General features: G+C 67.9%; 26 protein-coding genes. 14 read left to right on the forward strand and 12 right to left on the reverse strand.

The window, feature by feature from the left end:
• The first annotated feature begins 68 nt into the window (after positions 1-68).
• Entirely contained in the window at positions 69-461 is a 393-nt protein-coding gene (locus tag KHC24_RS16800; protein WP_213364475.1) for a VOC family protein, read from the forward strand.
• 63 nt (positions 462-524) lie between these two features.
• On the opposite strand, the gene KHC24_RS16805 is transcribed toward KHC24_RS16800, so the two are convergent.
• Both KHC24_RS16805 and KHC24_RS16810 read right to left on the reverse strand, forming a co-directional pair.
• Positions 525-1,190 carry an O-methyltransferase gene (locus tag KHC24_RS16805; protein ID WP_213364476.1) on the reverse strand — a complete coding sequence of 222 codons (666 nt, stop codon included), beginning with the start codon at positions 1,188-1,190 and terminating at the stop codon, positions 525-527.
• Positions 1,187-1,498 (reverse strand): hypothetical protein, encoded by a 312-nt coding sequence (locus tag KHC24_RS16810; RefSeq protein ID WP_213364477.1) that lies wholly within the window; start codon positions 1,496-1,498, stop codon positions 1,187-1,189. Before KHC24_RS16810 ends, KHC24_RS16805 begins: the two co-directional genes overlap by 4 nt.
• A gap of 160 nt (positions 1,499-1,658) precedes the next feature.
• Here KHC24_RS16810 and prmB point away from each other — a divergent pair, with 160 nt between their 5' ends.
• The gene (prmB, locus tag KHC24_RS16815; RefSeq protein ID WP_373878579.1) at positions 1,659-2,570 is read left to right on the forward strand and encodes a 50S ribosomal protein L3 N(5)-glutamine methyltransferase; all 912 of its coding nucleotides are present in this window, start codon (positions 1,659-1,661) and stop codon (positions 2,568-2,570) included.
• Positions 2,571-2,678: 108 nt separating this feature from the next.
• The gene (gene blaOXA, locus KHC24_RS16820; protein ID WP_213364479.1) at positions 2,679-3,518 is read left to right on the forward strand and encodes a class D beta-lactamase; all 840 of its coding nucleotides are present in this window, start codon (positions 2,679-2,681) and stop codon (positions 3,516-3,518) included.
• Between the two features lie 34 nt (positions 3,519-3,552).
• Here blaOXA and KHC24_RS16825 read toward each other — a convergent pair whose 3' ends face one another.
• Positions 3,553-4,782, reverse strand: coding sequence for a lytic murein transglycosylase (locus KHC24_RS16825; protein ID WP_213364480.1), 1,230 nt, complete (start codon positions 4,780-4,782; stop codon positions 3,553-3,555).
• 131 nt (positions 4,783-4,913) lie between these two features.
• On the opposite strand from KHC24_RS16825, the gene KHC24_RS16830 reads away from it, so the two are divergent.
• Entirely contained in the window at positions 4,914-5,393 is a 480-nt protein-coding gene (locus tag KHC24_RS16830) for a VOC family protein (protein ID WP_213364481.1), read from the forward strand.
• Positions 5,394-5,722: 329 nt separating this feature from the next.
• Here KHC24_RS16830 and tam read toward each other — a convergent pair whose 3' ends face one another.
• The 3 genes from tam to KHC24_RS16845 all read right to left on the reverse strand — a co-directional run bounded on the left by tam (position 5,723) and on the right by KHC24_RS16845 (position 8,949).
• Positions 5,723-6,499 carry a trans-aconitate 2-methyltransferase gene (tam, locus tag KHC24_RS16835; protein ID WP_213364482.1) on the reverse strand — a complete coding sequence of 259 codons (777 nt, stop codon included), beginning with the start codon at positions 6,497-6,499 and terminating at the stop codon, positions 5,723-5,725.
• Between the two features lie 152 nt (positions 6,500-6,651).
• Positions 6,652-8,307, reverse strand: coding sequence for an energy-dependent translational throttle protein EttA (gene ettA, locus KHC24_RS16840; protein WP_213364483.1), 1,656 nt, complete (start codon positions 8,305-8,307; stop codon positions 6,652-6,654).
• Between the two features lie 87 nt (positions 8,308-8,394).
• On the reverse strand, positions 8,395-8,949 hold the full coding sequence (locus KHC24_RS16845; RefSeq protein ID WP_213364484.1) for a cupin domain-containing protein: 555 nt from the start codon (positions 8,947-8,949) through the stop codon (positions 8,395-8,397).
• Between the two features lie 206 nt (positions 8,950-9,155).
• Here KHC24_RS16845 and otsB point away from each other — a divergent pair, with 206 nt between their 5' ends.
• From otsB to KHC24_RS16865, 4 genes are all read left to right on the forward strand, one after another.
• On the forward strand, positions 9,156-9,941 hold the full coding sequence (otsB, locus tag KHC24_RS16850) for a trehalose-phosphatase (protein ID WP_213364485.1): 786 nt from the start codon (positions 9,156-9,158) through the stop codon (positions 9,939-9,941).
• Positions 9,938-11,734 (forward strand): glycoside hydrolase family 15 protein, encoded by a 1,797-nt coding sequence (locus KHC24_RS16855; RefSeq protein ID WP_213364486.1) that lies wholly within the window; start codon positions 9,938-9,940, stop codon positions 11,732-11,734. The genes otsB and KHC24_RS16855 overlap by 4 nt, the downstream gene beginning before the upstream one ends.
• Positions 11,719-13,161, forward strand: coding sequence for an alpha,alpha-trehalose-phosphate synthase (UDP-forming) (locus tag KHC24_RS16860; protein WP_213365160.1), 1,443 nt, complete (start codon positions 11,719-11,721; stop codon positions 13,159-13,161). The genes KHC24_RS16855 and KHC24_RS16860 overlap by 16 nt, the downstream gene beginning before the upstream one ends.
• Before the next feature lie 128 nt (positions 13,162-13,289).
• Positions 13,290-14,249 carry a sensor domain-containing diguanylate cyclase gene (locus KHC24_RS16865; protein WP_246547085.1) on the forward strand — a complete coding sequence of 320 codons (960 nt, stop codon included), beginning with the start codon at positions 13,290-13,292 and terminating at the stop codon, positions 14,247-14,249.
• Between the two features lie 62 nt (positions 14,250-14,311).
• On the opposite strand, the gene KHC24_RS16870 is transcribed toward KHC24_RS16865, so the two are convergent.
• Positions 14,312-15,250 (reverse strand): aldose 1-epimerase family protein, encoded by a 939-nt coding sequence (locus KHC24_RS16870; protein WP_213364488.1) that lies wholly within the window; start codon positions 15,248-15,250, stop codon positions 14,312-14,314.
• 301 nt (positions 15,251-15,551) lie between these two features.
• On the opposite strand from KHC24_RS16870, the gene KHC24_RS16875 reads away from it, so the two are divergent.
• The 3 genes from KHC24_RS16875 (at position 15,552) to KHC24_RS16885 (ending at position 18,287) form a co-directional block, all read left to right on the forward strand.
• On the forward strand, positions 15,552-16,469 hold the full coding sequence (locus KHC24_RS16875) for an FkbM family methyltransferase (RefSeq protein ID WP_213364489.1): 918 nt from the start codon (positions 15,552-15,554) through the stop codon (positions 16,467-16,469).
• A gap of 216 nt (positions 16,470-16,685) precedes the next feature.
• Positions 16,686-18,038, forward strand: coding sequence for an MFS transporter (locus KHC24_RS25440; RefSeq protein ID WP_213364490.1), 1,353 nt, complete (start codon positions 16,686-16,688; stop codon positions 18,036-18,038).
• 60 nt (positions 18,039-18,098) lie between these two features.
• Positions 18,099-18,287 carry a DUF1328 domain-containing protein gene (locus tag KHC24_RS16885; RefSeq protein ID WP_213364491.1) on the forward strand — a complete coding sequence of 63 codons (189 nt, stop codon included), beginning with the start codon at positions 18,099-18,101 and terminating at the stop codon, positions 18,285-18,287.
• Here KHC24_RS16885 and KHC24_RS16890 read toward each other — a convergent pair.
• Both KHC24_RS16890 and KHC24_RS16895 read right to left on the reverse strand, forming a co-directional pair.
• Positions 18,284-18,958, reverse strand: coding sequence for a superoxide dismutase (locus KHC24_RS16890; protein ID WP_213364492.1), 675 nt, complete (start codon positions 18,956-18,958; stop codon positions 18,284-18,286). The two genes, KHC24_RS16885 and KHC24_RS16890, sit on opposite strands and share 4 nt — an antisense overlap.
• Before the next feature lie 113 nt (positions 18,959-19,071).
• On the reverse strand, positions 19,072-19,752 hold the full coding sequence (locus tag KHC24_RS16895) for a hypothetical protein (protein ID WP_213364493.1): 681 nt from the start codon (positions 19,750-19,752) through the stop codon (positions 19,072-19,074).
• A gap of 188 nt (positions 19,753-19,940) precedes the next feature.
• On the opposite strand from KHC24_RS16895, the gene KHC24_RS25445 reads away from it, so the two are divergent.
• Positions 19,941-20,072 (forward strand): hypothetical protein, encoded by a 132-nt coding sequence (locus KHC24_RS25445; protein WP_271180598.1) that lies wholly within the window; start codon positions 19,941-19,943, stop codon positions 20,070-20,072.
• 53 nt (positions 20,073-20,125) lie between these two features.
• Here the strand turns inward: KHC24_RS25445 and mbfA are convergent, their stop codons facing one another.
• On the reverse strand, positions 20,126-21,103 hold the full coding sequence (mbfA, locus tag KHC24_RS16900) for an iron exporter MbfA (RefSeq protein WP_213364494.1): 978 nt from the start codon (positions 21,101-21,103) through the stop codon (positions 20,126-20,128).
• Between the two features lie 217 nt (positions 21,104-21,320).
• Here mbfA and KHC24_RS16905 point away from each other — a divergent pair, with 217 nt between their 5' ends.
• Both KHC24_RS16905 and KHC24_RS16910 read left to right on the forward strand, forming a co-directional pair.
• Positions 21,321-21,665, forward strand: a complete 345-nt coding sequence (locus KHC24_RS16905; RefSeq protein WP_373878580.1) for an ArsR/SmtB family transcription factor — start codon at positions 21,321-21,323, stop codon at positions 21,663-21,665.
• Positions 21,662-22,144 (forward strand): SRPBCC family protein, encoded by a 483-nt coding sequence (locus KHC24_RS16910; protein ID WP_246547087.1) that lies wholly within the window; start codon positions 21,662-21,664, stop codon positions 22,142-22,144. Before KHC24_RS16905 ends, KHC24_RS16910 begins: the two co-directional genes overlap by 4 nt.
• A 156-nt stretch (positions 22,145-22,300) precedes the next feature.
• Here KHC24_RS16910 and KHC24_RS16915 read toward each other — a convergent pair whose 3' ends face one another.
• Both KHC24_RS16915 and rpoD read right to left on the reverse strand, forming a co-directional pair.
• A complete protein-coding gene (locus KHC24_RS16915) occupies positions 22,301-22,738 on the reverse strand; it encodes a hypothetical protein (protein ID WP_213364496.1) in 438 nt (145 codons plus the stop codon).
• Positions 22,739-22,773: 35 nt separating this feature from the next.
• Positions 22,774-24,771, reverse strand: coding sequence for an RNA polymerase sigma factor RpoD (gene rpoD, locus KHC24_RS16920; protein ID WP_213364497.1), 1,998 nt, complete (start codon positions 24,769-24,771; stop codon positions 22,774-22,776).
• Positions 24,772-25,004: the final 233 nt, after the last annotated feature.

The raw sequence follows: 25,004 nt of genomic DNA on the forward strand, positions 1-25,004 counted from the left end.
CTCCCGACATGCCGTTTCAGTGGCGATTACGGTGGAATTCCCCCCACGCAGGAATGAGCGAATTTTCAGTGTCCGTTATCAGCCACATCACATTGGGCACCAACGACAAGCATCGTTCGGCGGAATTCTATGACGCCGTGCTGGGAGCGATCGGTTTTTCCAGATTGCCCAAGCCGCCGGAAAAGCCCCTGGCCTATGAACGCGATGGCCAGATGCCGACCATCTACATCTACACGCCGCAGGACGGCCGCCCGGCAACATGGGGAAATGGAACCCACATTGCCTTCATCGCCGACACGAAGGCACAGGTTCGCTCCTTCCATGAACAAGCCCTGAAACTGGGAGGAAAGAACGAGGGAGAACCCGGGCCGCGGCCGCACTATGGCCCGAACTATTACGCGGCCTATGTGCGCGATCCCGATGGGAACAAGCTGCAGGCGGTTTGCTATGCGGCGGAATGAGCGCTGAAGCTCCGGCACTATCTCGTCGAGCAGGTGATTCCACCCGATCGGAAAGGGCTCCGCTCACACCACCAGCGCGAGGGCGAAGCCGTCATAGCCCTTGGAGCCGACCGTCTGGATGGCGGTGGCGACGAGGCGCGGCTCGGCGGCGACTTTCTCCATGAAGCGGCGAATGCCCAGAACCGATTCGTCGGTGCTGGCCGGATCGGCAGCACGGCCCTCGCGCACCACATTGTCGGCGACGATCACCGTGCCGGGATGCGACAGGGCCAGAGCGGCGTCGAGATAATGCGGGTTATTCGGCTTGTCGGCGTCGATGAAGACGAGGTCGAACGGCGCCTCGCCCGCCGCGATCATCGCCGCCAGCGTCGCACGGGCGGGACCGACACGCACCTCCACCCGGTCCGCCAGCCCGGCACGGGCGATATTGGCCCGGGCCACCTCGGCATGGTGCGGATCGAACTCCAGCGTGACGAGACGACCCTCCGCCGGCAGGGCGCGGGCCAGCCAGATGGTGGAATAGCCGCCGAGCGTGCCGATCTCCAGAATGCGCCGGGCGCCGCGCATCAGCGCCAGCAGCATCAGCAACTTGCCCTGATTCGGCGCGACGTTGATCGCCCGCAGGCCGGCGGCCTCGCTCGCCTCCAGCGTCGCCGCCAGGGCCTCGTCCGGCGGCAGCAGCGTCTGCTCGATCCACGCGTCGACGCGCGACCAGGCTGGCTGGCTCACTCGTCGTCCCCGCGATCGGAGAAGGCGCCGCCGAAGCGCTTTATCACCGCCTCGCGGGCGGCGAGCACCTTCTTATCGTAATCGATCGCCATCGGCTCGGTGAGCACGCTCTCCAGCCCGGCCAGCAGCGCCCACAAGGCCGGCACCTCTGCCTCGTCCTCGACGAATTCGGCCAGCGCGTCGCCGTCGCCGTCATCGACGGTGCGAGAGAGGAACTCGAACAGCACCACCGCCACCGAGCGGTCGACGTGCAGGACGATCTCCTCGGAGGATTTGTCGGTCGGGCCGGTGGACGGCTTGGCGGCCATGTGATGCTCTCCACGTTTCACTTCATTCCTCTCATTTTCCAGCGCCCCGCGCCACACGCATTCGCGAGAACCTGCTATCGCGGGCGAACTTGCTTTCGCGGGAACTTGCCTTCATGTGGCGGCCATGCTGGTTCAGCCGGCAAACATGAGGAGACCGGCGGTGAGCGCGGAAACAGACCTCCACACGGTGCGCGACTTTCTGCGCTACGCGATCAGCCGCTTCAACGCCGCCGGGCTGAGCTACGGCCACGGCACGACGCGGGCGCTCGACGAGGCGGCCTTCATCATCCTGGAGGCGCTGCACCTGCCGGTGGACGAGCTGGAGCCGTGGCTCGACGCCCGCCTGACCGGCGGCGAGCGCGCCCGTCTCGCGCGGCTGATCGACGAGCGCTGCCGCACCCGCACGCCGGCGGCCTACCTGCTCGGCCGCACCTATATTCGCGGGGTGCCGTTCAGGAGCGACACGCGGGCGATCGTGCCGCGCTCCTTCATCGGCGAGCTGATGGCCGGCCATTTGTTCGGCGGCGAGGGCTTCTCGCTGGTGCCGGAGCCGGAGGCGGTCGGGCGGGTGCTCGATCTGTGCACCGGCTCGGGCTGCCTCGCCATTCTCGCGGCGATGCTGTTCGAGAACGCCGAGGTGGATGCGGTCGACCTGTCGCCGGACGCGCTGGCGCTGGCGGCGGAGAATGTGGCGCTGCACCAGATGGAAGGCCGGGTGCGCCTGCACCAGGGCGACCTGTTCGCGCCGCTCGGCGGCCAGCGCTACGACCTCATCATCACCAACCCGCCCTATGTCGATGCCGAGGCCTGCGCGGCGCTGCCGGCGGAATACCGCCACGAGCCGATGCTCGCCTTCGATGGCGGGCCGGACGGGCTCGACATCGTGCGGCGCATCCTCAAGGAGGCGCCCCGCCACCTCGCCCGCGACGGCGGGCTGATCTGCGAGATCGGCACCGGCCGGGAAATCCTCGAAGCCGAATATCCCGATCTGCCGTTCCTCTGGCTCGATACCGAGGACAGCGAGGGCGAGGTGTTCTGGCTGTCGGTGGGGGATTTCGCCGCCGCGCGATGAGCAGCCGCGCAAGGTGGGGACAAGCCGGGGCCGCACGGCGCGCCGCCGGATTTCCGCCATGGGAGGCGGTTGCTGTGCGGGGCAAAGCAACCGCCCGTGAGGAAGCCCATGTGCCGCCTGCCCGCCCTCGCCCCGTTCACGTTTGTCCCGTTCGCGCTCGCCCCGTTCACGCTTGCCCTGCTGCTCGCGTCACCCGCCGGTGCCGCGACGCTGTGCACCGCCCTCGCCGACGCCGCCACCGGCAAGGTGCTGACGCAGGACGGCCCCGGCTGCGAGGCGCGGGTGAGCCCGGCCTCCACCTTCAAGATCCCGATCGCGCTGATGGGCTACGACGCCGGCATCCTGACCGACGCGCATGCTCCCTCCTGGCCCTACAAGCCGGGCTATCCCGCCTGGCGCAAGGAGTGGAAGCGCGACACCGACCCGACCTACTGGATGCAGGAATCGGTGGTCTGGTACTCGCAGGAGATTACCCGCACGCTCGGCATGGAACGCTTCCGCGCCTATGTCGACGGCTTCGGCTACGGCAATGAGGACGTCTCCGGCACCAGGGGCAAGAAGGACGGCCTGACCGAATCCTGGCTCTCCACCTCGCTCGCCATCTCGCCCACGGAGCAGCTCGGCTTCCTCGGCCGCATGCTGCGCGGCGAATTGCCGGTGTCGAAGCGGGCGGTAGAGATGACGGCCGAGATCCTCCGCGTCGGCACCACGCCGAATGGCTGGCAGGTGCATGGCAAGACCGGCATGGGCTTCGCCCGCGACGCCAACGGCAAGCCGGTACGCGGCAAGCCCTATGGCTGGTTCGTCGGCTGGGCGACCAAGGACGGGCGCAGCGTGACCTTCGCCCGGCTCGACCGCGACGCGGCGCGGCAGGACACGCCGACCAGCTGGCGCGCACGCGACGCCATGCTGGCCGAGCTGCCGGGGATGCTCGACGCGGTGAAGTGAGGACGCCGGGAGCGTGACGTGAGGGGATCGCCCCTCACCCGCCGCGCATGTGCTTCAGTACCGCGGCGTCGGGCCAGCAATCGAGCGCGAGGCCGTTGGCCTTCTGATAGGCGCCGAGCGCGGCGCGGGTCTTCATGCCGGCCTTGCCGTCGACCTTCTCATTGTAGAAGCCCTCGCGGGTGAGCACCTTCTGCATGAATTCAAGGTCGCGGGTCTTCACCAGCGCGATCTGCTGCCAGTCCCGCGCGAAGGGGCGGTCATCCTCGATGCGGTCGGCGAGGTGGCCGACATAGAGCACGTAGAGATCGGCGAAGTTGTAGCTCTTCAGCACGAAATAATTGGCCGGGGTCAGGAAGGCCGGGCCGAACGGGCCGGCGGGCATGATGATCGAGGCCGGGTCCTTCATCGCCGCCGGCGGGATGCGGCGGCCATCCGCCACCTTCACGCCGCGCTTCAGCCAATCGGCGATCGGCAGTGTGACGGCGGGCTCGGCCTGCGTGCAATCGAAGCCGGCCGGCACGGCGATCTCGTAGGCCCAGCGCCGGCCGGGCTGCCAGCCCTCCTCGCGCAGCAGGCTGGCGGTGGCGGCCAGCGCCTCCGGGATCGAAGTCCAGATATTGGCGGTGCCGTCGCCGTCGAGGTCGACGCCGTATTTCAGGTAGCCGGTCGGCATGAACTGGGTGAGGCCCATGGCGCCGGCCCATGAGCTCTTCATGTCGGCACGCCGGACATGGCCTTCGTCGAGAATCTTCAGCGCGGCGAGGAACTCGGCGCGGAACTCGTCCTTGCGGCGGCCGACATAGGCCTGCGTCGCCACGACGCGCAGGGCGTCGTGGTTGAGTTTAGCCGCACCGTAGGAGGTCTCGCGGGCCCAGATGGCGAGCAGGATCGAGCCCGGCACGCCGAAGCGCCGCTCGATGGCGGCGAGTTCGCCGCTATACTGCGCCGCGAGCTTGCGCCCGCGCGCCGCGTAGTTGCCGATCGCCTTGTCGGAGAGATAGGCGGCCGGGGTCTGCACGAACTCGGCCTGGCCGGAGGGCTTTTGCGGCTTGCCGGGAATGGCGAGGTCGGGGAGCGAGTAGTCGGGCTCCAGCCCCCTGGCCTCGCGCTCGAAACTGGCGCGCGAGATGCCCATCTGCTGCGCTGCCGGCCATTGCGCGGCGAGCCAGCGGTCGAAGGCGGCGTCCGCCCGGGCGGCGGCGGGCGCGCCGATCGCGGCGGACAGGGACAGGAAAACGACGGCGAAGCGGGTCAGGATGCGCATGCGCCCTATTTAGCCCAGCGGGTGCGACATGGAAAATCACCGCCGGTTCATGAACGGCTGTCGGATCGACGCGCCGCCGATCGTCCTTGGGGGGCCGGCGCCGAGGCCGGCGAGCAACGGGAGAGAAAACGATGGGACTGAAGCAGGCGATCACGCCCTATCTGTGGTTCGACACCCAAGCCGAGGAGGCGGCGCGGTTCTACGTATCGGTGTTCCCCAATTCGCGCATCCTCACGGTGGCGCGCTATTCGGAACTCGGCCCCGGCCCGGAGGGCAGCGTGATGGTGGTGCTGTTCGAACTCGACGGCATGCAGTTCGGCGCCATCAATGGCGGAACGGTGTTCAAGCTCAGCGAGGCCACCTCCTTCCTGATCGACTGCAAGACGCAGGAGGAGATCGACTTCTACTGGGAGAAGCTCGGCGCCGGCGGCCTGTACCAGCCCTGCGGCTGGGTGAAGGACCGCTTCGGCCTTTCCTGGCAGGTCAATTCGAGCGCCCTCGTCGAGAAGGCGCATGCCGACCCCGCCACCTCGCGGCGCGTGATGGAGGCGATGATGCAGATGACCAAGATCGACCTCGCGGTGCTGCAGAAGGCGGCAGAGGGGGCGTGAGGCGCGCGGCGCAACCGGCGGGCGTCACCACTGACCGGCGTCACGGGCAGGGACAATCGAGGTGCGGTGCCTCGCCCGGCTTGCCGGCCTCGACCCATGCGAGTTTGCCGCGCAGGAAGGCGAGAGCGGCGTCGAGCCGGGCCACGAATGGCGTCGCGCGACAGGCCGGTGCTCCGATATCAGCATGCGGTGCCCCTCGACCTTGGACTACACTTGTCGCTCGCGCTGGATGACCACGCCATGGCGGCGCTGGAGCCGCTGGCGGCGGCGGTCCAGGGCCTGGCGATCCAGGCCGGCCGCGCGGCGGCTAGGAGGGCGCCCGCGCGCGGCTAGCGCACCGCGACGATGAACAGGCGCGGGAAACGCAGCAGCACCTTGCCATCCACCCGCGCCGGATAGGCCTGCGCGATCCGCGCGGTGTAGGCGGCGAGGAAGGCCTCGCGCTCGGCGGCGTCGAGCGGATCGAGATAGGGGCGCAGCGCCGTCGACTTGAACCACTCGACGATGGCGGGCGCGCCGTCGAGGGCGTGCTGATAATGGGTGTGCCAGATCTCGACCTGCCGGGCGACCGGCTTCAGCAGATCATAATAGGCGCCGACCGCGGGCAGCTCGTCGCGGGTGGCGCCGGCGATCTTGCCCGCCCATGGCCCCTCCGCCGCGGTTTCCGCCATCAGCACATGCGAGGGCTCGGCGACGTTGTCGGGCATCTGCACCGCCAGCACGCCGCCCTCGGGCAGCGCCTCGAGGAGGCGGACCAGCACGGCGGGATGATCCGGCACCCACTGGAACACGGCGTTGCCGAAGACGAGGTCGGTGCCGGGCTCGGGCGCCCAGGTGCCGACATCGGCGACGGCGAAGCGCGCGGACGGCAGGCGCTCGCTCGCCTGCTTCACCATGTTGGGCGAGGAATCGATGCCGAGCACCTCGGCCTGCGGCCAGCGCTCCGCCAGCAGCTGGGTGGAGTTGCCCGGCCCGCAGCCGATATCGACGATGCGGCGGGGGGCGGCCAGCGGAATTTGCGCCACCAGATCGCGCGGCGGGCGCGTGCGCTCGTCCTCGAACTTCAGGTAGAGGCTCGGGTTCCAGTCTTCCGATGCGGTGCGCATATGCGGTCCTCCGTTGCGGGCGGAACATGCCGCAGCGGGGGTGCCGCGCCAAGCCGGGCGGGAAGAACGTCGTTCTTTTCTGGCCTTGCATGGCCAAAGAAAAGGCCGGCGCGGAGCGTCCGGCCGGCCTTTTCAACGTCGCGAGGTGTGCCTCAGCGCGTCAGCTTCTTGTGCTTCATCCGGTGCGGGATGATGCTGTCGACGCCGAGGCGGCGCTTCTTGTCTTCCTCGTAGTCGTGGAAGTTGCCCTCGAACCATTCGACATGGCTGTCATCCTCATAGGCGAGGATGTGGGTGGCGATGCGGTCGAGGAAGAAGCGGTCATGCGAGATGATCACCGCGCAGCCGGCGAAATCCTCCAGCGCCTCTTCCAGCGCCCGCAGCGTCTCGACGTCGAGGTCGTTGGTCGGTTCGTCGAGCAATAGGACGTTGGCGCCCTGCTGCAGGATACGGGCAAGGTGGACGCGGTTGCGCTCGCCGCCCGACAGCATGCCGACCTTCTTCTGCTGGTCGCCGCCCTTGAAGTTGAAGGCGCCGCAATAGGCGCGCGAATTGATCTCGCGCTTGCCGAGATAGAGGATCTCGTTGCCGCCGGAGATCTCCTCCCACACCGTCTTCTTGTCGTTCAGCGCGTCGCGGTTCTGGTCGACATAGCCGAGCTGGACGCTGTCGCCGATGGTGATGGTGCCGGCATCGGGCTTCTCCAGCCCGGTGATCATGCGGAACAGCGTGGTCTTGCCGGCGCCGTTCGGCCCGATGACGCCGACAATGCCGCCTGGCGGCAGCTTGAAGGACAGGTTGTCGATCAGCAGCTTGTCGCCGAACGACTTGGTGAGGCCGTTGAACTCGATGACGTTGTTGCCGAGGCGCTCCGCCACCGGGATGACGATCTGCGCGGTGGTCGGCGCCTTCTCGGACGCCTTCTTCACCAGATCGTCATAGCGCTGGATACGCGCCTTGTTCTTGGCCTGGCGCGCCTTGGGGGACGCCGCCATCCATTCCTGCTCGGAGGCGAGCGCGCGCTGGCGGGCCTCGTCCTCGCGATTCTCCTGCTGCATCCGCTTGGTCTTCTGGGTCAGCCAGGAGGAGTAGTTGCCCTCATAGGGAATGCCGCGGCCGCGATCGAGTTCGAGGATCCAGCCGGTCACGTTGTCGAGGAAGTAGCGGTCATGGGTGACGATCAGGATCGCGCCCGGATAGTTGCGCAGATGACCTTCCAGCCAGTTGGTGGTCTCGGCGTCGAGATGGTTGGTCGGCTCGTCGAGCAGCAGCAGCTCGGGCTGCGACAGCAGCAGCTGGCACAGCGCGACGCGGCGGCGCTCGCCGCCGGAGAGCTTGGCGACGTCCGAGCCGTCCTCGGGGCAGCCGAGGGCGTCCATCGCCTGGTCGATCTTGCTGTCGAGGTCCCACAGGCCCTGTGCCTCGATCTCGTCCTGGAGCGCGGTCATCTCGTCCGCGGTCTCGTCGGAATAGTTCATGGCGAGTTCGTTGTAGCGGTCGAGGATGCCCTTCTGCTTGGCGACGCCGAGCATGACGTTCTCGCGCACCGACAAGGCCGGATCGAGCAGCGGCTCCTGCGGCAGGTAGCCGACGCGCGCGCCCTCGGCGACCCAAGCCTCGCCGGAGAAGTCCTTGTCCATGCCGGCCATGATCTTCAGCAGGGTCGACTTGCCCGAGCCGTTGGGGCCGAGCACGCCGATCTTGGCGCTCGGGTAGAAGGAGAGGTGCACATTGTCGAGCACCTTCTTGCCGCCCGGATAGGCCTTGGTCATGCCGTGCATGTGGTAGACGTATTGATAGGAAGCCATGAGCCAGATCCTGCGCATCTGCGCGTGGGGCGCGCGCCGCGGTCATGCCGACGACGGGCTTGGTGCCGGGGAGAAAGGGTTTGCGCGCTATGTAGACCGCGCACCGGTGGGCGGCAAGACCACCGGACCGGCCTGCGGCGCCAGCGGCACCGGGAAGCTGCGGATTTCCGCCGCCGCCGCCGGGAAGCGGGCCACCAGCGCCTCCTCCTCGCCGAGCTCGACATCCTCAGGCTCGACGCCGGGCCATTCGGTGCTGGCGCCGAGAAACCAGCGGCCGCCGGCAAGCAGCCGCGCCGTGTGGAAGGTGCCGCCGGGAATATAGAGCTGCACCCGCTGGCCGGCGGCGAGATCGGGGCCGACCACGACGCGCTCGATGCCGCCATCCTCGCGCATCAGCAGCACATCCAGCGGGTCGCCGAGATAATAGTGATAGAGCTGGTGGTTGAAGATGCGGTGGAGCTGTACCGGCGCCTGCGGCGTCACCAGGAAATACAGCGCCGAGCCCATCGGCCGCCCGCCCTCGAACGGGGCCGGCAGCCCGCCGGGCGCGATGCGCTCGCCGGCGACGTAGGTCAGCCGCACGAAGCCGCAGGTCGCGCCGGGCGAAAGATCGAGCAGCGCGATAACTTCGTCGGCGGTCATGCCATTCCCTCCGGTCCGGGAAACCATCCTATCGCGCCGCACCGATCCCGCCACCGACAAGCCGCGCCGGGGACGGCACTTTCCTGCTCCGGTATTGGAACGCCACCGCTCGCTGCGCGTTAAGGCCATGCTGCATGGCAGCGAAGGGGAGTCTGCGCCTATCATAGCACCTCCCTGCACGGGTCCGAGGCTTGTATAGGGTTGGCATGTCGAGAGTACGCACCGCACCAGGATACGGCACGCACCCCACGCCCCGATCGGATTGGGCCCTCTTCCTCGATATTGACGGCACGCTGATCGAGCATGCCGACCATCCGGAAGGGATCACCATCCCCGAGAATCTGCCGACGCTGCTGATGCAGTTGCAGACCAGCTTCGCCGGCGCGGTGGCGCTGGTTTCCGGACGCACCGTCGAGTGGATGGACCGCCGCTTCGCCCCCGCCAGGCTCGCCGCCGCCGGCCAGCATGGCGCCGAGCTGCGGCTGGATCCGAACGGCAAGACGGTTCCGCTGGCCATCCCTTCCTGGCGCCAGCGCCTGGAGCAGGAGCTCGAAGCCGCGCTGCAGGCGTGGCCGGGGGTCTATCTCGAGCACAAGCCGTTGTCGCTGGCGGTGCATTACCGCGCGGTGCCGCAGTTCGAGGCCGAGGTGAAGGCGACGATCGCCGTCATCACCAACCGGCTCGGCTCGGATGTCGAATTGCTGGCCGGCCGCTTCGTGGTGGAAATCCGCCAGATCGGCCTCACCAAGGGAACCGCGGTCAAGCGCTTCCTCGAAACCTCCCCCTTCGCCGGCCGGCTGCCGGTGTTCGTCGGCGACGACGTGACCGACGAGGACGGCTTCGGCGCCGTGAAGGCGGCCGGCGGGCTGGCGGTGGCGGTCGGCCCGCGCCCGACCGACCAGGCAGATTTCCGGCTCGGCGATCCGGGCGAAGTACGTTTCTGGCTCGCGTCGGTGGTCGCCGAGAGCATGAAGGCGGAGGCCGCGCGATGAGCTCCAATCTCAATCTCGCCGCCATCGGCAACGGCACCATCGCCGCGCTGGTCGACCCGAACGGCCGCATCGCCTGGTGCTGCTGGCCGCGCATCGACGGCGACCCGCTGTTCTCGGCGATGCTCGGCGGCGAAGAGCCGGAAGGCGGCTTCTTCGATGTGCTGCTCGACGGGCAGGTGAAGGCGACGCGCCGCTATCGCGAGAACACCGCCATTATCGAGACGACGCTGGAGAACGCCGACGGCGCCAAGCTGCGCATCACCGACTTCGCGCCTCGCTTCAAGCTCTACGACCGCATCTACCGCCCGGCGACGCTGGTGCGGCGTATCGAGCCGCTGGCCGGGAACTGCCGCGTCACCATCCGCCTGCGCCCGCATTTCAACTGGGGCGAACAGTCGCCGAAGCCGGTGCGCGGCTCCAATCATATGCGCTTCGCCGGCGACGACTTCGCGGTGCGTGCGACCACCGACCTGCCGATCGTCTACATCGCCGAGGAACGGCCCTTCGTGCTGAGCCGGGCGGCGACCATCGTGCTGGGGCCGGACGAGCCCTTCGCCAATTCGCTCACCGACACCGTCCGCTCCTTCGAGGAGAAGACGCGGGACTATTGGTGGGAATGGGTACGCTACCTCTCGATTCCCTTCGAATGGCAGGACGCGGTGATCCGCGCCGCCATCTCGCTGAAGCTGTGCGCCTATGAGGAAACCGGCGGCATCGTCGCCGCGCTGACAACCTCGATCCCCGAGGCGCCGCACTCGATCCGCAACTGGGACTACCGGCACTGCTGGCTGCGCGACAGCTATTTCACCGTGCGGGCGCTCAACCTGCTGGGCGCCACGCGGACGATGGAAGACTATATCCGCTACCTCACCACGGTGATCGCCTCCGAGCCGTCCGGGCGGCTGGCGCCGGTCTATTCCATCGTGCCCGGCACCCAATTGGAGGAGCGCTTCGCGCCCGCTTTGCCCGGCTTTCGCGGCATGGGGCCGGTGCGGGTCGGCAACCAGGCGGCCGAGCAGGTGCAGAACGACGGCTACGGCCATGTGGTGCTGGCGGCAACGCAGATGTTCTTCGACCACCGGCTGCCGAACCGCGGCGACCGGGCGCTGTTCGAGCTGCTGGAAGGCGTCGGCGCGCGGGCGGCGGAATTCGCCTTCGAGCCGGATGCCGGCCTGTGGGAGCTGCGCGGCAAAAGGCGCGTGCACACCTTCTCGGCGGTGATGAGCTGGGCGGCCTGCGCGCGGCTCGCCCGCATGGCCCGCGTGCTGGAGCTGCCGGACCGCGCCAGCCACTGGAAAGAGCAGGCGACGGCGATCCGCACCCGCATCCTCTCCTTCGCGTGGAACGAGGAGATGAAGAGCTTCGTCGATGCCGAGGAGGACGGGCAGATCGATGCCAGCCTGCTGCTGCTCGCCGATCTCGGCTTCGTGCGGCCGGACGACCCGCGTTTCATCGCCACGGTGGAGCGGGTCGGCAGGGACCTGAAGCGCAACGGCTACATGATGCGCTATGCCGGCGAGGACGATTTCGGCCTGCCGGAGACGTCGTTCACCATCTGCTCCTTCTGGTACGCCAACGCGCTCGACATGATCGGCCGGCGCGACGAGGCGCGCGAGATGTTCCAGAGCCTGCTCGACCGGCGCAACGAGGCCGGGCTACTCTCCGAGGACATCGACAATCAGACGCTGGAACTGTGGGGCAATATTCCGCAGACCTATTCGATGGTGGGGCTCATCGACACGGCCATGCGCCTGTCGAAGACATGGGAGGAAGCGTTCTGGCGCGGCTCGTAATCGTTTCAAACCGGGTGGCCTCGCCGAAGGAGCGCGGGGCCAAGGCAGGTGGGCTGGCCGTTGCCCTGCGCGAGGCGCTGAACAAGCGCGGCGGGCTGTGGTTCGGCTGGAGTGGCGAGACTCAGGTCGACCCGCCGAGCGAGCCCAAGGTGTTCCGATCCGGCAAGGTGACCTACGCGCTGCAGACCCTCGATCCCGAGGACCAGCGCGCCCACTATGCCGGCTACGCCAATGGCACATTGTGGCCGCTGTGCCATTACCGGCTCGGCCTGCTCAATTTCCGCCGCACCGACTGGGAAGGCTACCGGCGGGTGAACGCCACCTTCGCGCGGGCGCTGATGCCGCTGCTGAAGCCCGACGACATCGTCTGGGTGCATGATTACCACTTCATCCCGCTGGCGAGCGAATTGCGCGCGCTCGGCTTCGAGGGGCGGATCGGCTATTTCCATCACATCCCCTTTCCGACGCCGGAAGTGTTCCTCACCCTGCCCTCGCATGCGGCGCTGGTACGGGACCTGTCGCGCTACGACCTCGTCGGGCTGCAGACAGAGCATGATGTGCGGGCGCTGCTCACCTATGTGTCGAGCGAGGCGCGCGGCTGGATCGCCCCCGGCGGCGTGGTCGGCCTGCGCGACCGGCGCTTCCGCATCGCCACCTACCCGATCGGCATCGACGCCGACGCCTTCGTGCACGACGCCGAGGCTGCCGCCGGCAGCGAAGAGGAAGAGCGGCTGAAGGCCAGCCTCGCCGGACGGGCGCTGGCGGTCGGCGTCGACCGGCTCGACTATTCCAAGGGGCTGCCGAACAAGTTCGCCGCCTTCGGCGAGTTGCTCAAGAGCCATCCGGAACGGCGCTCCACCGTCACCATGATGCAGGTCGCCCCGCTCAGCCGCAGCGAGGTGACGGAGTATCAGGCGCTGCGGCGCGAGCTGGAGGAGCTGGCCGGCGCGATCAACGGCGAATATGCCGAGTTCGACTGGGTGCCGCTGCGCTATCTCAACCGGCCGTTCCAGCGCGCGACGCTGGCCGCCATCTACCGCACCGCGCGGCTCGGCGTGGTGACGCCGCTGCGCGACGGCATGAACCTCGTCGCCAAGGAATATGTGGCGGCACAGAATCCGGAAGATCCGGGCGTGCTGGTGCTCTCCCGCTTCGCCGGCGCCGCCGACGAACTCTCCGGCTCGGTGATCGTCAATCCCTACGACGTCGAGGGCATGGCGGACGCGCTCAACTCGGCGCTGTCCATGACGCTCGGCGAGCGCAAGGACCGCTGGCGCGCCAACATGGAGAAGGTGACGCGCAACACCATTCACAGGTGGTGCGAAACCTTCATCACCGATCTTTCGGGGGTTGACGGCTACGGGGCTGGCGTCGAACCTGCGCGGAGCCTTCCCGCTCCGAAGAAGGCGACGCGCGGCCGGAACTGAGCGGTCGCCGTCTTGACGACCGACATCTCCCGCCCCTCCCGACCTCAACCTATCGGCGACGCATGTGGCAGGTTCCTCCTCAGCCGGTGAATGAAACCGAGCGACTGGCAGTGCTTGAAGCCTGCCGCATGATGGATTCCCCCGGCGACGAACGCTTCGACCGGCTGACCTGGCTCGCCCAGCACCTCTACGAAGCCGACGTCGCCTTCCTCAGCTTCATCGACGAGCATCGCCAGTGGATGAAATCGCTGAGCGCGCCACTGGTCGGCACCTCCATCGATCGCAAGCTGTCGGTGTGCCAGCACATCATTTCCACCGGCGCGCCGCTGATGTCGCCGGACCTGAAGACCGATCCGCGCTTCACCGGCCATCCGGTGGTGCCGCAGATTCCGCTGCGCTTCTATGCCGGGGTGCCGCTGATCGCCGCTCCCGACCTCGCCATCGGCTCGCTCTGCGTGATGCGGCGCGCGCCGGCCGGCGCCGACGAGCCGTTCGACTTCTCGCCGCTGGAAGCGCTCGCCGCCATCGCCGTCGACGCGGTGGCGCTGGCGCAGCGCAACGAGGAGCTGGCGGCGGAAACCCGCATCGACGCGCTGACCGGCCTCGCCAACCGCCGCGGCTTCGACGATGCGCTGCTGCGGGCCGCGAGCGATTGCAACCGGCGCAGCGAACCGCTGTCGGCGCTGCTCATCGACATCGACCGCTTCAAGACGATCAACGACCAGCTCGGCCATCTCGCCGGCGACATGGTGCTGCGGCGGGTCGGCGAGGCCCTCGCCGGCGTGGCGCTGCGCAAGGGCGATACGGTGGCGCGCTTCGGCGGCGAGGAGTTCGTGATGCTGCTGCCCGGCAGCGACCTTACCGGGGCGATGGAGGTCGCCGCGCGGGTGCGCGGCCGGCTCATCGCGGCCGGCATTCCCCGACCGGAAAGCGCCATCGTCACCGTCAGCATCGGCGTGGCGGCGCAGCCCGGCAATGCCATAGACGGGCTCGACCTGATCGCCCGCGCCGACGCGGCGCTCTACGCCGCCAAGCGGGCTGGGCGCGACCGCATCGTCGGCGACGGCATCGAGGCCACGACGAATTAGCGCGCTCACCGCGATCGGGCGGCGGCCCCTTGCCCAGCCGACGCCGCGCACGCGGAGGGCGGCTAGGCCTCGATGCGCCCGACGTCGGGCAGCCAGCGCACCGACATGGCGAAATCCTGCGCGCCGCCCGGCGGGATATGCGCCAGGCCGGGCTTGTCGGCGAACTCGCCGGAGGCACCTTCCGGGCTGGCATAGCCGTACCACGGCTCGATGCACAGGAAGGGCGCGCCGGGCTTCGACCAGATGCCGAGCTGCGGCATGGAGGGGAAGGCCACCTCCAGCCCCTGCGCGCCGGGCACCCCGAAGCGCACATGGCGCGAGCGCGGCGCGGTGAAGATCAGCGCGTCGCGCTCGAACAGGGCGTCGGTCGGCTCCAGCACGTCGCCATGGACGAGCGGGCTCGGCTCGGCGACCGCCGAGAGCAGGCCGCCGACCGGGCGGTGGATCGGCGCCACCTCCGCCTTCTCGAACACCAGCCGATGCTCACTGCGGGCGCCGCCATAAGGCAGCGGCCACAGGAAAGCGGGGTGGAAGCCGAAGCTCGCCGGCAGCGGCTCGGCACCGGGATTGGACACCGTCGCGGTGATAAGCAGCGTCGCCTCCGCCAGCGCATAGGTGACGCGCAGGGCGAAGTCGAACGGGTATTGCGCGCGGGTCTCGTCATCGGCGTCGAGGCCGAAGGTGACCGAGGACGGCCCCTTCTCGACCAGAGTGAAGACGCGGCGACGGGCAAGTCCGTGCTGGAGCATCTTGTAGCGCTGGCCCTTGTGCACCAGCTCGTCGCCCGGCAACCGGCCGACGATGGGAAACAGCAGCGGCGCCCGGCCACCCCAGAACGCGGCATCGCCGTGCCAGAGCAGATCGCGCCCCTGCGCATCGCGCAGGCGCACCAGCTCGGCGCCAAGCGGTGAAACCTGGGCGGAGAGATGATCGGAAGCGATGGAGACGGCACCCTCCACTCCCCCGGCGGCCGCGGCCTTGTTTGTCGGCTCGACGCTCATGGCTGTCTCCATCCCTCGCTTCACTCGGCTCCAGCCTATCGCGATTCCGGCGCCGACGGCGAGGCTGCACGGAAAGCCTGCACATCGTCGATGACCGGGGAATGTCCCCACGGGGCTTTCGCAACTGCAAAAGCGGACAGATCACCGCAACGCGCCAAAAACAATTACATTGAAATAATTCAAATAACTTACAGAAGAATGTCGAATTGACGCAGAGGATATCCACGCGTTCCGATTGCCGAATACAATCAACCATTGCATATTCGTGAAATATCCGCGCACAGAAAAACAATCGACGTCCATGCCCTCCACTCTCGGTCCCGACGATATCGCCAATATCCTGCGTCGTTATTTCAACCAGGGCGACCGATCCCCCGACATCGTCCTCGACACGACGCCGCGTGCCGATGTCAGCCCGTCGGTGGTCGACGAGTTGCTCGCGCGTCCCGACGTGCATGACGAGGATTATCTGGTGTTCCGACACTTTGCCGACCCGCGCACCACCATTCTCGATGTCGGGGCGAATTTCGGCTATTCGGCCACCTCGATCTGGCGATCCGGCGCCAGGGCTGCGGTCGTGTCTTTCGAACCGATCCCGATGTATGCGCGCGTGCTCGACGCGCTGGCGCAGCGGATCAACCCGCCGCCCGGCGGCCTGCTGCATCGCTGGCGGCACCCCAAGCGGTACGAATCTTTCAGCACCGGGGTTTCGGACCGGATCGGCACGATCACCTTCCACCTGTCGGTGCTGAACGAAGACCGGATCAACAGCGCCCTGACCACGGCTTCGGACACCGTCGACATCGAAAGCTATGTGCGGAACACGCTGTTTTTCGCCAAGGCCAATGGGATCGACATCACCTCGTTCCGGCTGCATCCATTCATCGCGCCGGTGACGACGCTCGACCGATGGCTCGCCGAAGCCCCCTCCACGCTCAAGCGGCAGCGGATCGTCGCCATCAAGATCGACACCGAAGGCTTCGAGGGCCACACCATGGTCGGGGCGTCGGGATTGCTGAGCAGGCAGCGCCCGCTGATCATGGCCGAATGCGGCCACGCCATCCCGCTGGCCGTCGAGACCGCACGGCTGCACGGCTATGTCATGCTCCGGCGTGTCGGCGACCGGCTGGAGATCGCCGACGCGCCGTCAGGGGTCAATACGTTCTACGGCCATCCCAGCCAGTTTCGCCGCTATCGCAGGATGGGGCTGATGGCCTGAGCCCGACGCCGGCTCCGGCGGAGCGGCGACGGCAAGCGTCTGGTCGACAAGCCGCTCGCGCCGACCGTTCGCGGAAGCGGCTGCCGCCGATCCGCGTCCGATCGGGAAAAAATGCCAAAAAGCGAATAGAAGCTACGCGCGAAATATGGGATCTGAATCCCGCATCACATCTGCGCGTTCCATCCCTTCCCACGCCTCCACCTTACCGGACCCGTCATGGCCAAGACCCTCGGCCCCGTCGCCGCGTTGCTGCTCGGCGTGTTCTTTCTGGTGACCGGCAGCGGCCTGCAAAACACGCTGCTGCCGCTGCGCGGCGCCTTCGAGGGCTTCAGCGCGGTGCAGCTCGGCGTGCTGGGTTCCAGCTATTATCTCGGCTTCGTCGCCGGCTGCCTGATCGTGCCGCGCCTGGTGCGTCGCTCCGGGCATATCCGCGCCTTCGCGGCACTGACCTCCGGCGCGGTGGCGGCGATGCTGGCGCATCCGCTGTGGATCGAGCCGACAGTGTGGTTCGTGCTGCGCGCCATTACCGGCTTCTGCTTCGCCGGGCTCTATCTCGTCATCGAAAGCTGGCTGAACGACCGCGCCACCAACCAGACCCGCGGCTTCGTGATGAGCGCCTATGTCATCATCGACTATGCGGCGCTGACCGCCGGCCAGATGATGATCACCCTGTCGCCGGTGCGCGGCTTCGAACTGTTCGCCGTCGCCGCCATCCTGTTCTCGCTGGCGACGCTGCCGGTGGCGATGACCGGGGCCGGCCAGCCGGCGCCGATCGAGACCGCGCGCATCCGCCCGATCCGGCTGATGCGCGCCGCGCCGGTGGGGGTGGTCGGCTGCTTCGTGGTCGGGCTGACCAATGGCTCGCTGTGGTCGCTGGGACCGATCTTCGGCATCGGGCGCGGGCTCACCGCCGACGGCGCCGCGACCTTCATGAGCGCCGTGGTGGTGGCGGGCGCCGTCGCGCAATGGCCGGTCGGCTTCCTCTCCGACCGCATGGACCGGCGGCGCATCCTCGCCTGGATCCTCGCCGGCGCCGTGGTGGCCGGCATCGTGCTGGGCGCGATGCCGCTCGGGCTGCTCGGCCTCAGCGGCCTCGGGCTGCTCTATGGGGCGCTCGCTATGCCGGCCTATTCGCTGGCCGCCGCGCATGCCTATGACCGCACGCCGCCGGCCGAGGCGGTGGAGACCGCGGCCGGGCTGCTGCTCGCCTATGGCATCGGCTCGGTGGTCGGCCCGTCGCTCGCCTCGGTCGGCATGCTGCATTACGGGCCGGGGGCGCTGTTCTTCTTCACCGCCGTCAGCCACCTGCTGCTGTTTGCCTTCGTGCAGTGGCGGATGATCTGGCACAAGGAAGCCCCGCGCGCCGCCAAGACGTCGGAGGCGGTCGCCTGCTCGCCGACCGGCATGGTGCCGACGCCGGAAATGCCGGTACCGGCTCCGACGGCCGCGGCGGATGCCGACGCGGTGATCGCCGACATTACCGGCGAGGACCCGCCACCGCTGTCGCCGGCGGCAGCGGCGCAGGATCCGGTGCTGGCGCCGCAGGATGGACGCTCCGACGGCGCCTGAGGCGGAACCGGCGGCGGGGTGTGGCGTTACCGTCCGCATCCCCGCGACGGAGACCCGCCGATGTTCAAATACGCCGTCATCTTCCTGGTGATCTCGCTCATTGCCGGCGGGATCGGCTTCACCGGCGTCTCGGCGCTGGCGCGGCGGATCTCCTTCATCCTGTTCGGCCTGTTCTTCCTCGGCTTCCTGGCGCTGATCGGCCTCGCCCTGCTGGTCGACAAGGCGATGACGTCGCCGAGCCCGGTCTAGCCGGCGAGGCGCTCGCCGACGAAGGCCCAGTTCACCCGCTCGTCGAGCAGCGCCTTCACATGGGCGGTGCGCCGGTTCTCCCAATCGAGATAGTAGGCGTGCTCCCACACATCGATGCCGAGCAGCGGCGCCTTGCCCTCGGCGATCGGGTTGCCGGCATCCTGCAGGCCGAGCACCTGCAGCTTTTCATTATCCGCCACCAGCCACACCCAGCCGGTGCCGAACACGCCGTCGGCGGTCTCCACCATCTTGGCCTTCAGCGGATCGATGCCGCCGAAATCGCGGGTGGCGGCTTCGACCAGTGCGGCGGGCGGCGCGGCCGGGCCGCCCTTGAACTGCTGCCAGTAGAAATTGTGGTTCCACGCCTGGCCGGCATTGTTGAACACCGGCGTGGCGTTGTCCGCCTTGGCGCGGCGGATCACCTCCTCCAGCTCCATATCGGCATAGGGCTTGCCCTCGACCAGCTTGTTGAGCTTGTCGAAATAGGCCTTGTGGTGCTTGCCGTAATGCAGGCCGACGGTGCGCGCGGAGACGGTGGGGGCGAGCGCATCCTCGCCATAGGGCAGCGGCGGCTGCTGGAACGGCGCGGCGGCGCGGGCGACATGCGGGCCGGCGAGGCCGGTGGCGGCGACGGCACCGGCGGCGGCGAGCAAAGTGCGACGGGTGAACATGACGGGGCTCCTTGGAGGCGGCCTCCGCCTGGGAGGCGCTCTCGCTCAAACCGCCAAGGCCGCGACTTCGTTCCGGAGCGCCCCGCCGCGACGAGATTTGCGCAAGGATCCACCTAGGGCGGCGGCGGGAAGGCGAGGATGTCGCGGGTGTAGCTCTCGACGAGGGCGCTGAAGGCGCGCCCGTCCGGCAGCTTCAGCACCGCGCGGTGCTCCAGCAGGAACTCCGGCATGTCGAGGTTGCGGCCGGGATCGGCGGGGATCGGCGCGCCCATCTCCCACCCCACCGGCAGAGGCTGCCACAGCAGCCTGGCCGCGAGGGTGGAGCGGCTGAAGCCGAGCGGGCGCACCACCCGGCCGAAGGCGGTATCGGTGGTCTCCAGCTCGCGGTTCATCTCCTCGGCGAGCAGGGCGGGACGGTACCAGTTGTCCGCCTCCGACAGCACCCGCGCGCCGCAGGTGAGGCGCACCCGGCGATAGACGATGCGTTCCTGCGGCCCGGCGCCGAGCAACTCGCGTATGGCGGCGTCGGCCGGCTTGTCGGCCTCGCGCACCCGGCCGGCCACCACCTTGGCGCCGGCCGGCGCCAGCGCGTGCGCGGCGCACCAGCGATCGAGAGTGAGGGTGGCGCTGGCATTGGAGAGCAGCTCGGCATTGAGCGTCTGCACCAGCGCATAGGCCTGGAGCCGCGCCAGCGCGGTATCGGGCCAGGGCGGCCGGCCGGCCTCGAACGCGCGGGCGGGAAGCGACAGCCCGGCAAGGACAAGGAGGGCGAGGATCAGGCGGCGTGACAACATGGCGAACCCGCGAACCAGGAAGCGGCGAAACTAGGGCCCGCACGCGCCACCGCCAAGAGGCCAGTTCCCGAGGCCGGAATCTGCCGCCTGCCGGGGCAACGCCCTTGCCTCCCCTGCCTTGACACAGCGCAAGGAGGCACCGGCGAGACGGCGCTAGGCTACCCCGTTAGCACCGAACGGAGGATGCCATGCCCATCGAGACCATCCTGTTCCTCGCCGCCACGCTGATGCTGTTTGGCGGCTTCGCCGGCACGCTTGCCTATGTCGATGCCTCCACCCGCGTGCAGCGGCGCGCCAACCACCCCGTGCCCGGCGAGTGACCTGAACGCGTGGACTTGGGCGCGCGGATTTGGGCGCGTGACCCGCCGGCGGCTCAGCTGCCGCCGATGAGAATGCCGGTGGCGAGCACCAGCGCGCCGCCGATGACCACCTGCACCACCGCGCGCAGGAACGGCGTCTCCATATAGCGGTTCTGGATGAAGGCGATGACCCAGAGCTCAACGAACACCACCGCGACGGCGAGCAGGGTCGCGGTCCAGAAGTCCGGGATGAGATAGGGTAGCGCGTGGCCGAGGCCGCCAATGGCGGTCATCACCCCCGAGGCGAAGCCGCGCTTGATCGGCGAGCCGCGCCCGGAAATGACGCCATCGTCATGCGCCGCCTCGGTGAAGCCCATGGAGATGCCGGCGCCGAGGGCGGCGGCGAGACCGACCAGCAGCGTGGTTCCGGAATTCTGGGTGGCGAAGGCGGTGGCGAAGATCGGCGCCAGCGTCGAGACCGAGCCGTCCATCAACCCGGCGAGCCCCGGCTGCACCCAGGTGAGCACGAATTGCCGGCGCGCGCGCGCATCCTCCTCGACGCGGGCGCCGCCTTCCTTGTGGCTCGCCTCCAGATGCTCGGCGATGTCTAAATGCCGGCGCTCCTCGTGGGCGAGATCGCCGAGCAGCTTGCGGGTGGCGGCATCGGTGCTCGCCTGCGCGGCGCGGGCATAGAAGCCGGCGGCATCGTCCTCCATCTGCGCCGCCTCCCGGCGGATGCGCTCGATGCCGAGATTCTCCACCAGCCAGACCGGGCGGCGCGAATAATAGCCGGCAACATGTTCGCGGCGAATCAGCGGGATGACGGTGCCGAAGCGCTGCTGGAACAGGGCGATGAGCCGCGCACGGTGGCCATCCTCCTCCGCCGCCATGGCGTCGAAGGTGGCAGCAGTGTCGGGAAAGTCGGCCCGCAGCCGCTCGGCATAGCTGGCGTAGATGCGTCCGTCATCCTCTTCAGAGGCGATGGCGAGGGCGAGTACCTCTTTCTCCGACAGATCCGAGAAGCGGCGGCGACCGGCGAGGCTGGCGAACATGGCATACCTTTATTAGAATAATTCCAATAATGTTTACTGCCTTGCAGCAGAACCGACAATGCGGGTGGTTACGGATCAAGCCGCCGGCCGTAAGCCTTTCGCCATGCGGCCTCCGGCGGAGCCACCGACAGCGCGCCGCCACGCGCACCACCTGGATGTGATGCGGCAATAATAGTTAGGTATTGACCTAACTATTTACCTACCCTATCGTCAGGGCATGAACATGACGCTGGCCGCTCTCGACGGCACCTTTCGCGCCCTTGCCGATCCCACCCGTCGCGCCGTCGTGGAAGCGCTGGTGCGTGGACCGGCCTCGGTGAGCGACCTCGCCCGCCCTTTCGAGATGGCGCTGCCGAGCTTCCTCCAGCATCTCAAGGTGCTGGAGGACAGCGGCCTCGTCGCCACCCGCAAGATCGGCCGGGTGCGCACCTGCAGCCTGCGCGCCGAACCACTGGCGGCCGCCGGCCACTGGCTCGACGCCCAGCGCCTGCTGTGGACGCAACGCCTCGACCAGCTCGACAGCCTGCTCCTGCACCTGAACAACCAAGAGGAAACGCGATGACCACAATGCCGAACAGTGTTTTCGACCCCTCGCTCGACCTGGAACTGCGGCGGGAGGTGGACGTGCCGCCGCAACTGGTGTGGCGCGCCTGGACCGAGCCGGAACTGCTGAAGCAGTGGTTCACCCCGGCGCCGTGGAAGACCACGGAATGCGAACTCGACCTGCGGCCCGGCGGCAAGTTCCGCACCGTGATGCAGGGGCCGGAAGGAGAGGAGCATGACAGCACCGGCTGCGTGCTGTTCGTGATCCCGCAGAAGCTGCTGGTGTTCACCGACGCGCTCGGCCCCGGCTACCGTCCGAACGCCAGCGCCTTCATGAGCGCCTCGGTCGAGATCACCCCGACCGCCACCGGCACCCTCTATGTCGCCCGCGCCTTGCACAAGGACGCGGAGGCGAAGCAGCAGCACGAGGAGATGGGCTTCCACCAGGGCTGGGCCACCGCGCTCGACCAGTTGGTGGCGCTGGTGAAGCGGTTGTAAGGGCAACGCCGTCAGGGGGCGTGACCAAAGCCCGCTCACCCCGTCCCCCTCCCTGACAGGGAGAGGGAGCTCGGGCCGGGATGCCGGACCGAGGCAGAAGGGGGAAGCGGAATCCGGCGGCCAAGCTTGTACGGCGGACACCCGGCCCGGCCGGCGTCAGCTCGGATTATCCGGCTTGCCATCATCGTCCATGTCGGCATGGAACACGTGCAGCACGTGATGGACGATGGGCGACAGCACCACGCCGGTCGCCAGCACGATGACGAGGCCGGAGAAGATGGCGTAGGAACCGGCGAACAGCTTGCCGGCATCGGTCTTCAGCTCCGCCACCGGCCCCATGCCGGACAGGATCATCGCGGCGTTGAGATAGGCATCGACCAAGCCCATGCCCTCGAAGCCGGCATAGCCGGCCATGCCGACCGCCAGCCCGAACAACATGATCGCGAACCAGATCGCGATCGCCGTGCCCAGACGGCCGAAGAACACGCGGCGCGTCGAGATCGGCCGGCCGAGACGGACGAAAAACGACAAAGGCGGCGTGGCAAGGCCCGTGGCCTCGACATTCGCCGCCTTCGGTATTTTCCTGCGCGCCATCGCCAGCTCTCCTCAAGCCAGCGCCGCGCCGCCGCTCAGTTGTCGAGAAAGCTGCGCAGCTTGCGCGAGCGGCTCGGGTGCTTGAGCTTGCGCAGCGCCTTCGCCTCGATCTGACGGATACGCTCGCGGGTCACCGAGAACTGCTGGCCGACCTCTTCCAGCGTGTGATCGGTGTTCATGCCGATGCCGAAGCGCATGCGCAGCACGCGCTCCTCGCGCGGGGTGAGGCTCGCCAGCACGCGGGTCGTGGTCTCGCGCAGGTTCGACTGGATCGCCGCGTCGATGGGCAAGATGGCGTTCTTGTCCTCGATGAAGTCGCCGAGGTGCGAATCTTCCTCGTCGCCGATCGGGGTCTCGAGCGAGATCGGCTCCTTGGCGATCTTCAGGACCTTGCGGACCTTCTCCAAGGGCATGCCCAGCTTCTCGGCCAGCTCTTCCGGGGTCGGCTCGCGGCCGATCTCGTGCAGCATCTGGCGCGAGGTGCGCACGATCTTGTTGATCGTCTCGATCATGTGCACCGGGATACGGATGGTGCGGGCCTGATCGGCGATCGAGCGGGTGATCGCCTGGCGGATCCACCAGGTGGCATAGGTCGAGAACTTGTAGCCGCGGCGGTACTCGAACTTGTCGACCGCCTTCATCAGGCCGATGTTGCCTTCCTGGATGAGATCGAGGAACTGCAGGCCGCGATTGGTGTATTTCTTGGCGATGGAGATGACGAGGCGCAGGTTGGCCTCGACCATTTCCTTCTTGGCCTGACGGGCTTCCTTCTCGCCCTTCTGCACCATCTGCACGATCTTGCGGAACTCGAGGATCTCGAGCCCGGTCTCGGTGGCCAGCGCGTGGATTTCCGAGCGCAGATCCTTGATGCCGTCGAGTTCCTGGCCGACGAAGCCCTTCCAGCCGCGCGAGGTGAGGTTCTTCACGCGGTTGATCCACTTGGGATCGAGCTCGTAGCCCTGATACTGCTTGAGGAAGTCCTCGCGGGCGACGCCGAAGCTCTCGGCGAGGCGCATGAGGCGGCCTTCCAGCGACACCAGGCGCTTGTTGATGTCGTAGAGCTGCTCGACGAGATTGTCGATGCGGGCCTGATTGAGCGAGAGCGACTTCACTTCGCCGATCAGCTGGTCCTTCAGCGTCTTGTACTTGCGGTCCTGCGACGGCGAGAGGCTCTCGTTCTTGAGCTTGGACTCGACGTTCTGGTCCTGCAGGCGGCGCAGCTTCTTATAGGCGTCGGCGATGCTATCGAAGGTTTCCAGCACCTTCGGCTTGATCTCGGCTTCCATGGCGGCGAGCGACAGGGAATTCTCCATGTCGTCATCGTCATCGGCGGCGATGGTCTCGCCGAGAGTCGGCTCGCGGGCCTCGTCGCCGTCGGGCGCGATGGAGCCGCCCTCGACGATCGGGCCGTTCTTCGCCTCGGGACCGGCATAGGTCGCCTCGAGGTCGATGATGTCGCGCAGCAGCACCTTGCCTTCGACGAGTTCGTCGCGCCAGATGATGATGGCCTGGAAGGTGAGCGGGCTCTCGCACAGGCCGGCGATCATCGCCTCGCGGCCGGCCTCGATGCGTTTGGCGATGGCGATTTCGCCCTCGCGCGACAGCAGCTCGACCGAACCCATCTCGCGCAGATACATGCGCACCGGATCGTCGGTGCGCTCGCCCGGCTCGGACTTGGTCTCGGAGCGGATGACCGCGCGCGGCGCGGATTCGGCGATCTCGCCGCCGCTCTCCTCGTCGTCCTCGGCCGCCTCGCTGGCTTCCTCGCCCTCGCCGTCGGCCTCGGCCTCCTCGGCCTCGACGACGTTGATGCCCATCTCGTTGAGCATCGCGTAGATGTCTTCGATCTGGTCGGAGGTGTTCTGCTCCGAGGGCAGAACCTCGTTCAGCTCATCATAGGTGACATAGCCGCGCTTCTTGGCGAGCTTGATCATCTTCCGGACGGCGGCGTCCGAAAGATCGAGCAACGGGCTGTCCGGGGTATCGCCATCCTTCTCGGGGGCTTCGGTCGCTTCCGCTGCCTGCTTCGCCATGCGCGTGCTCCTTAGACCACCGGCGGCAAATGCCTCCGGTCAAAAGCGGCGGGCAAACCGCCGCCTGAACCAACGTCCCGCCTTCGGGAAAATGCGGGCCGACCTGCCGCGTTTACAGCCTGAACCGTAAACGTCCGCTTGCCTGTCCCGAACCCTCCCCCGCGCCGGCCGGGCGATACCGGCGCGAAGATGATGCCGACGCAAACAGGGGCCTCTCGCGCCACGGCGCTTTC

This window comes from Ancylobacter defluvii (assembly GCF_018390605.1).
Lineage (GTDB): Bacteria > Pseudomonadota > Alphaproteobacteria > Rhizobiales > Xanthobacteraceae > Ancylobacter > Ancylobacter defluvii.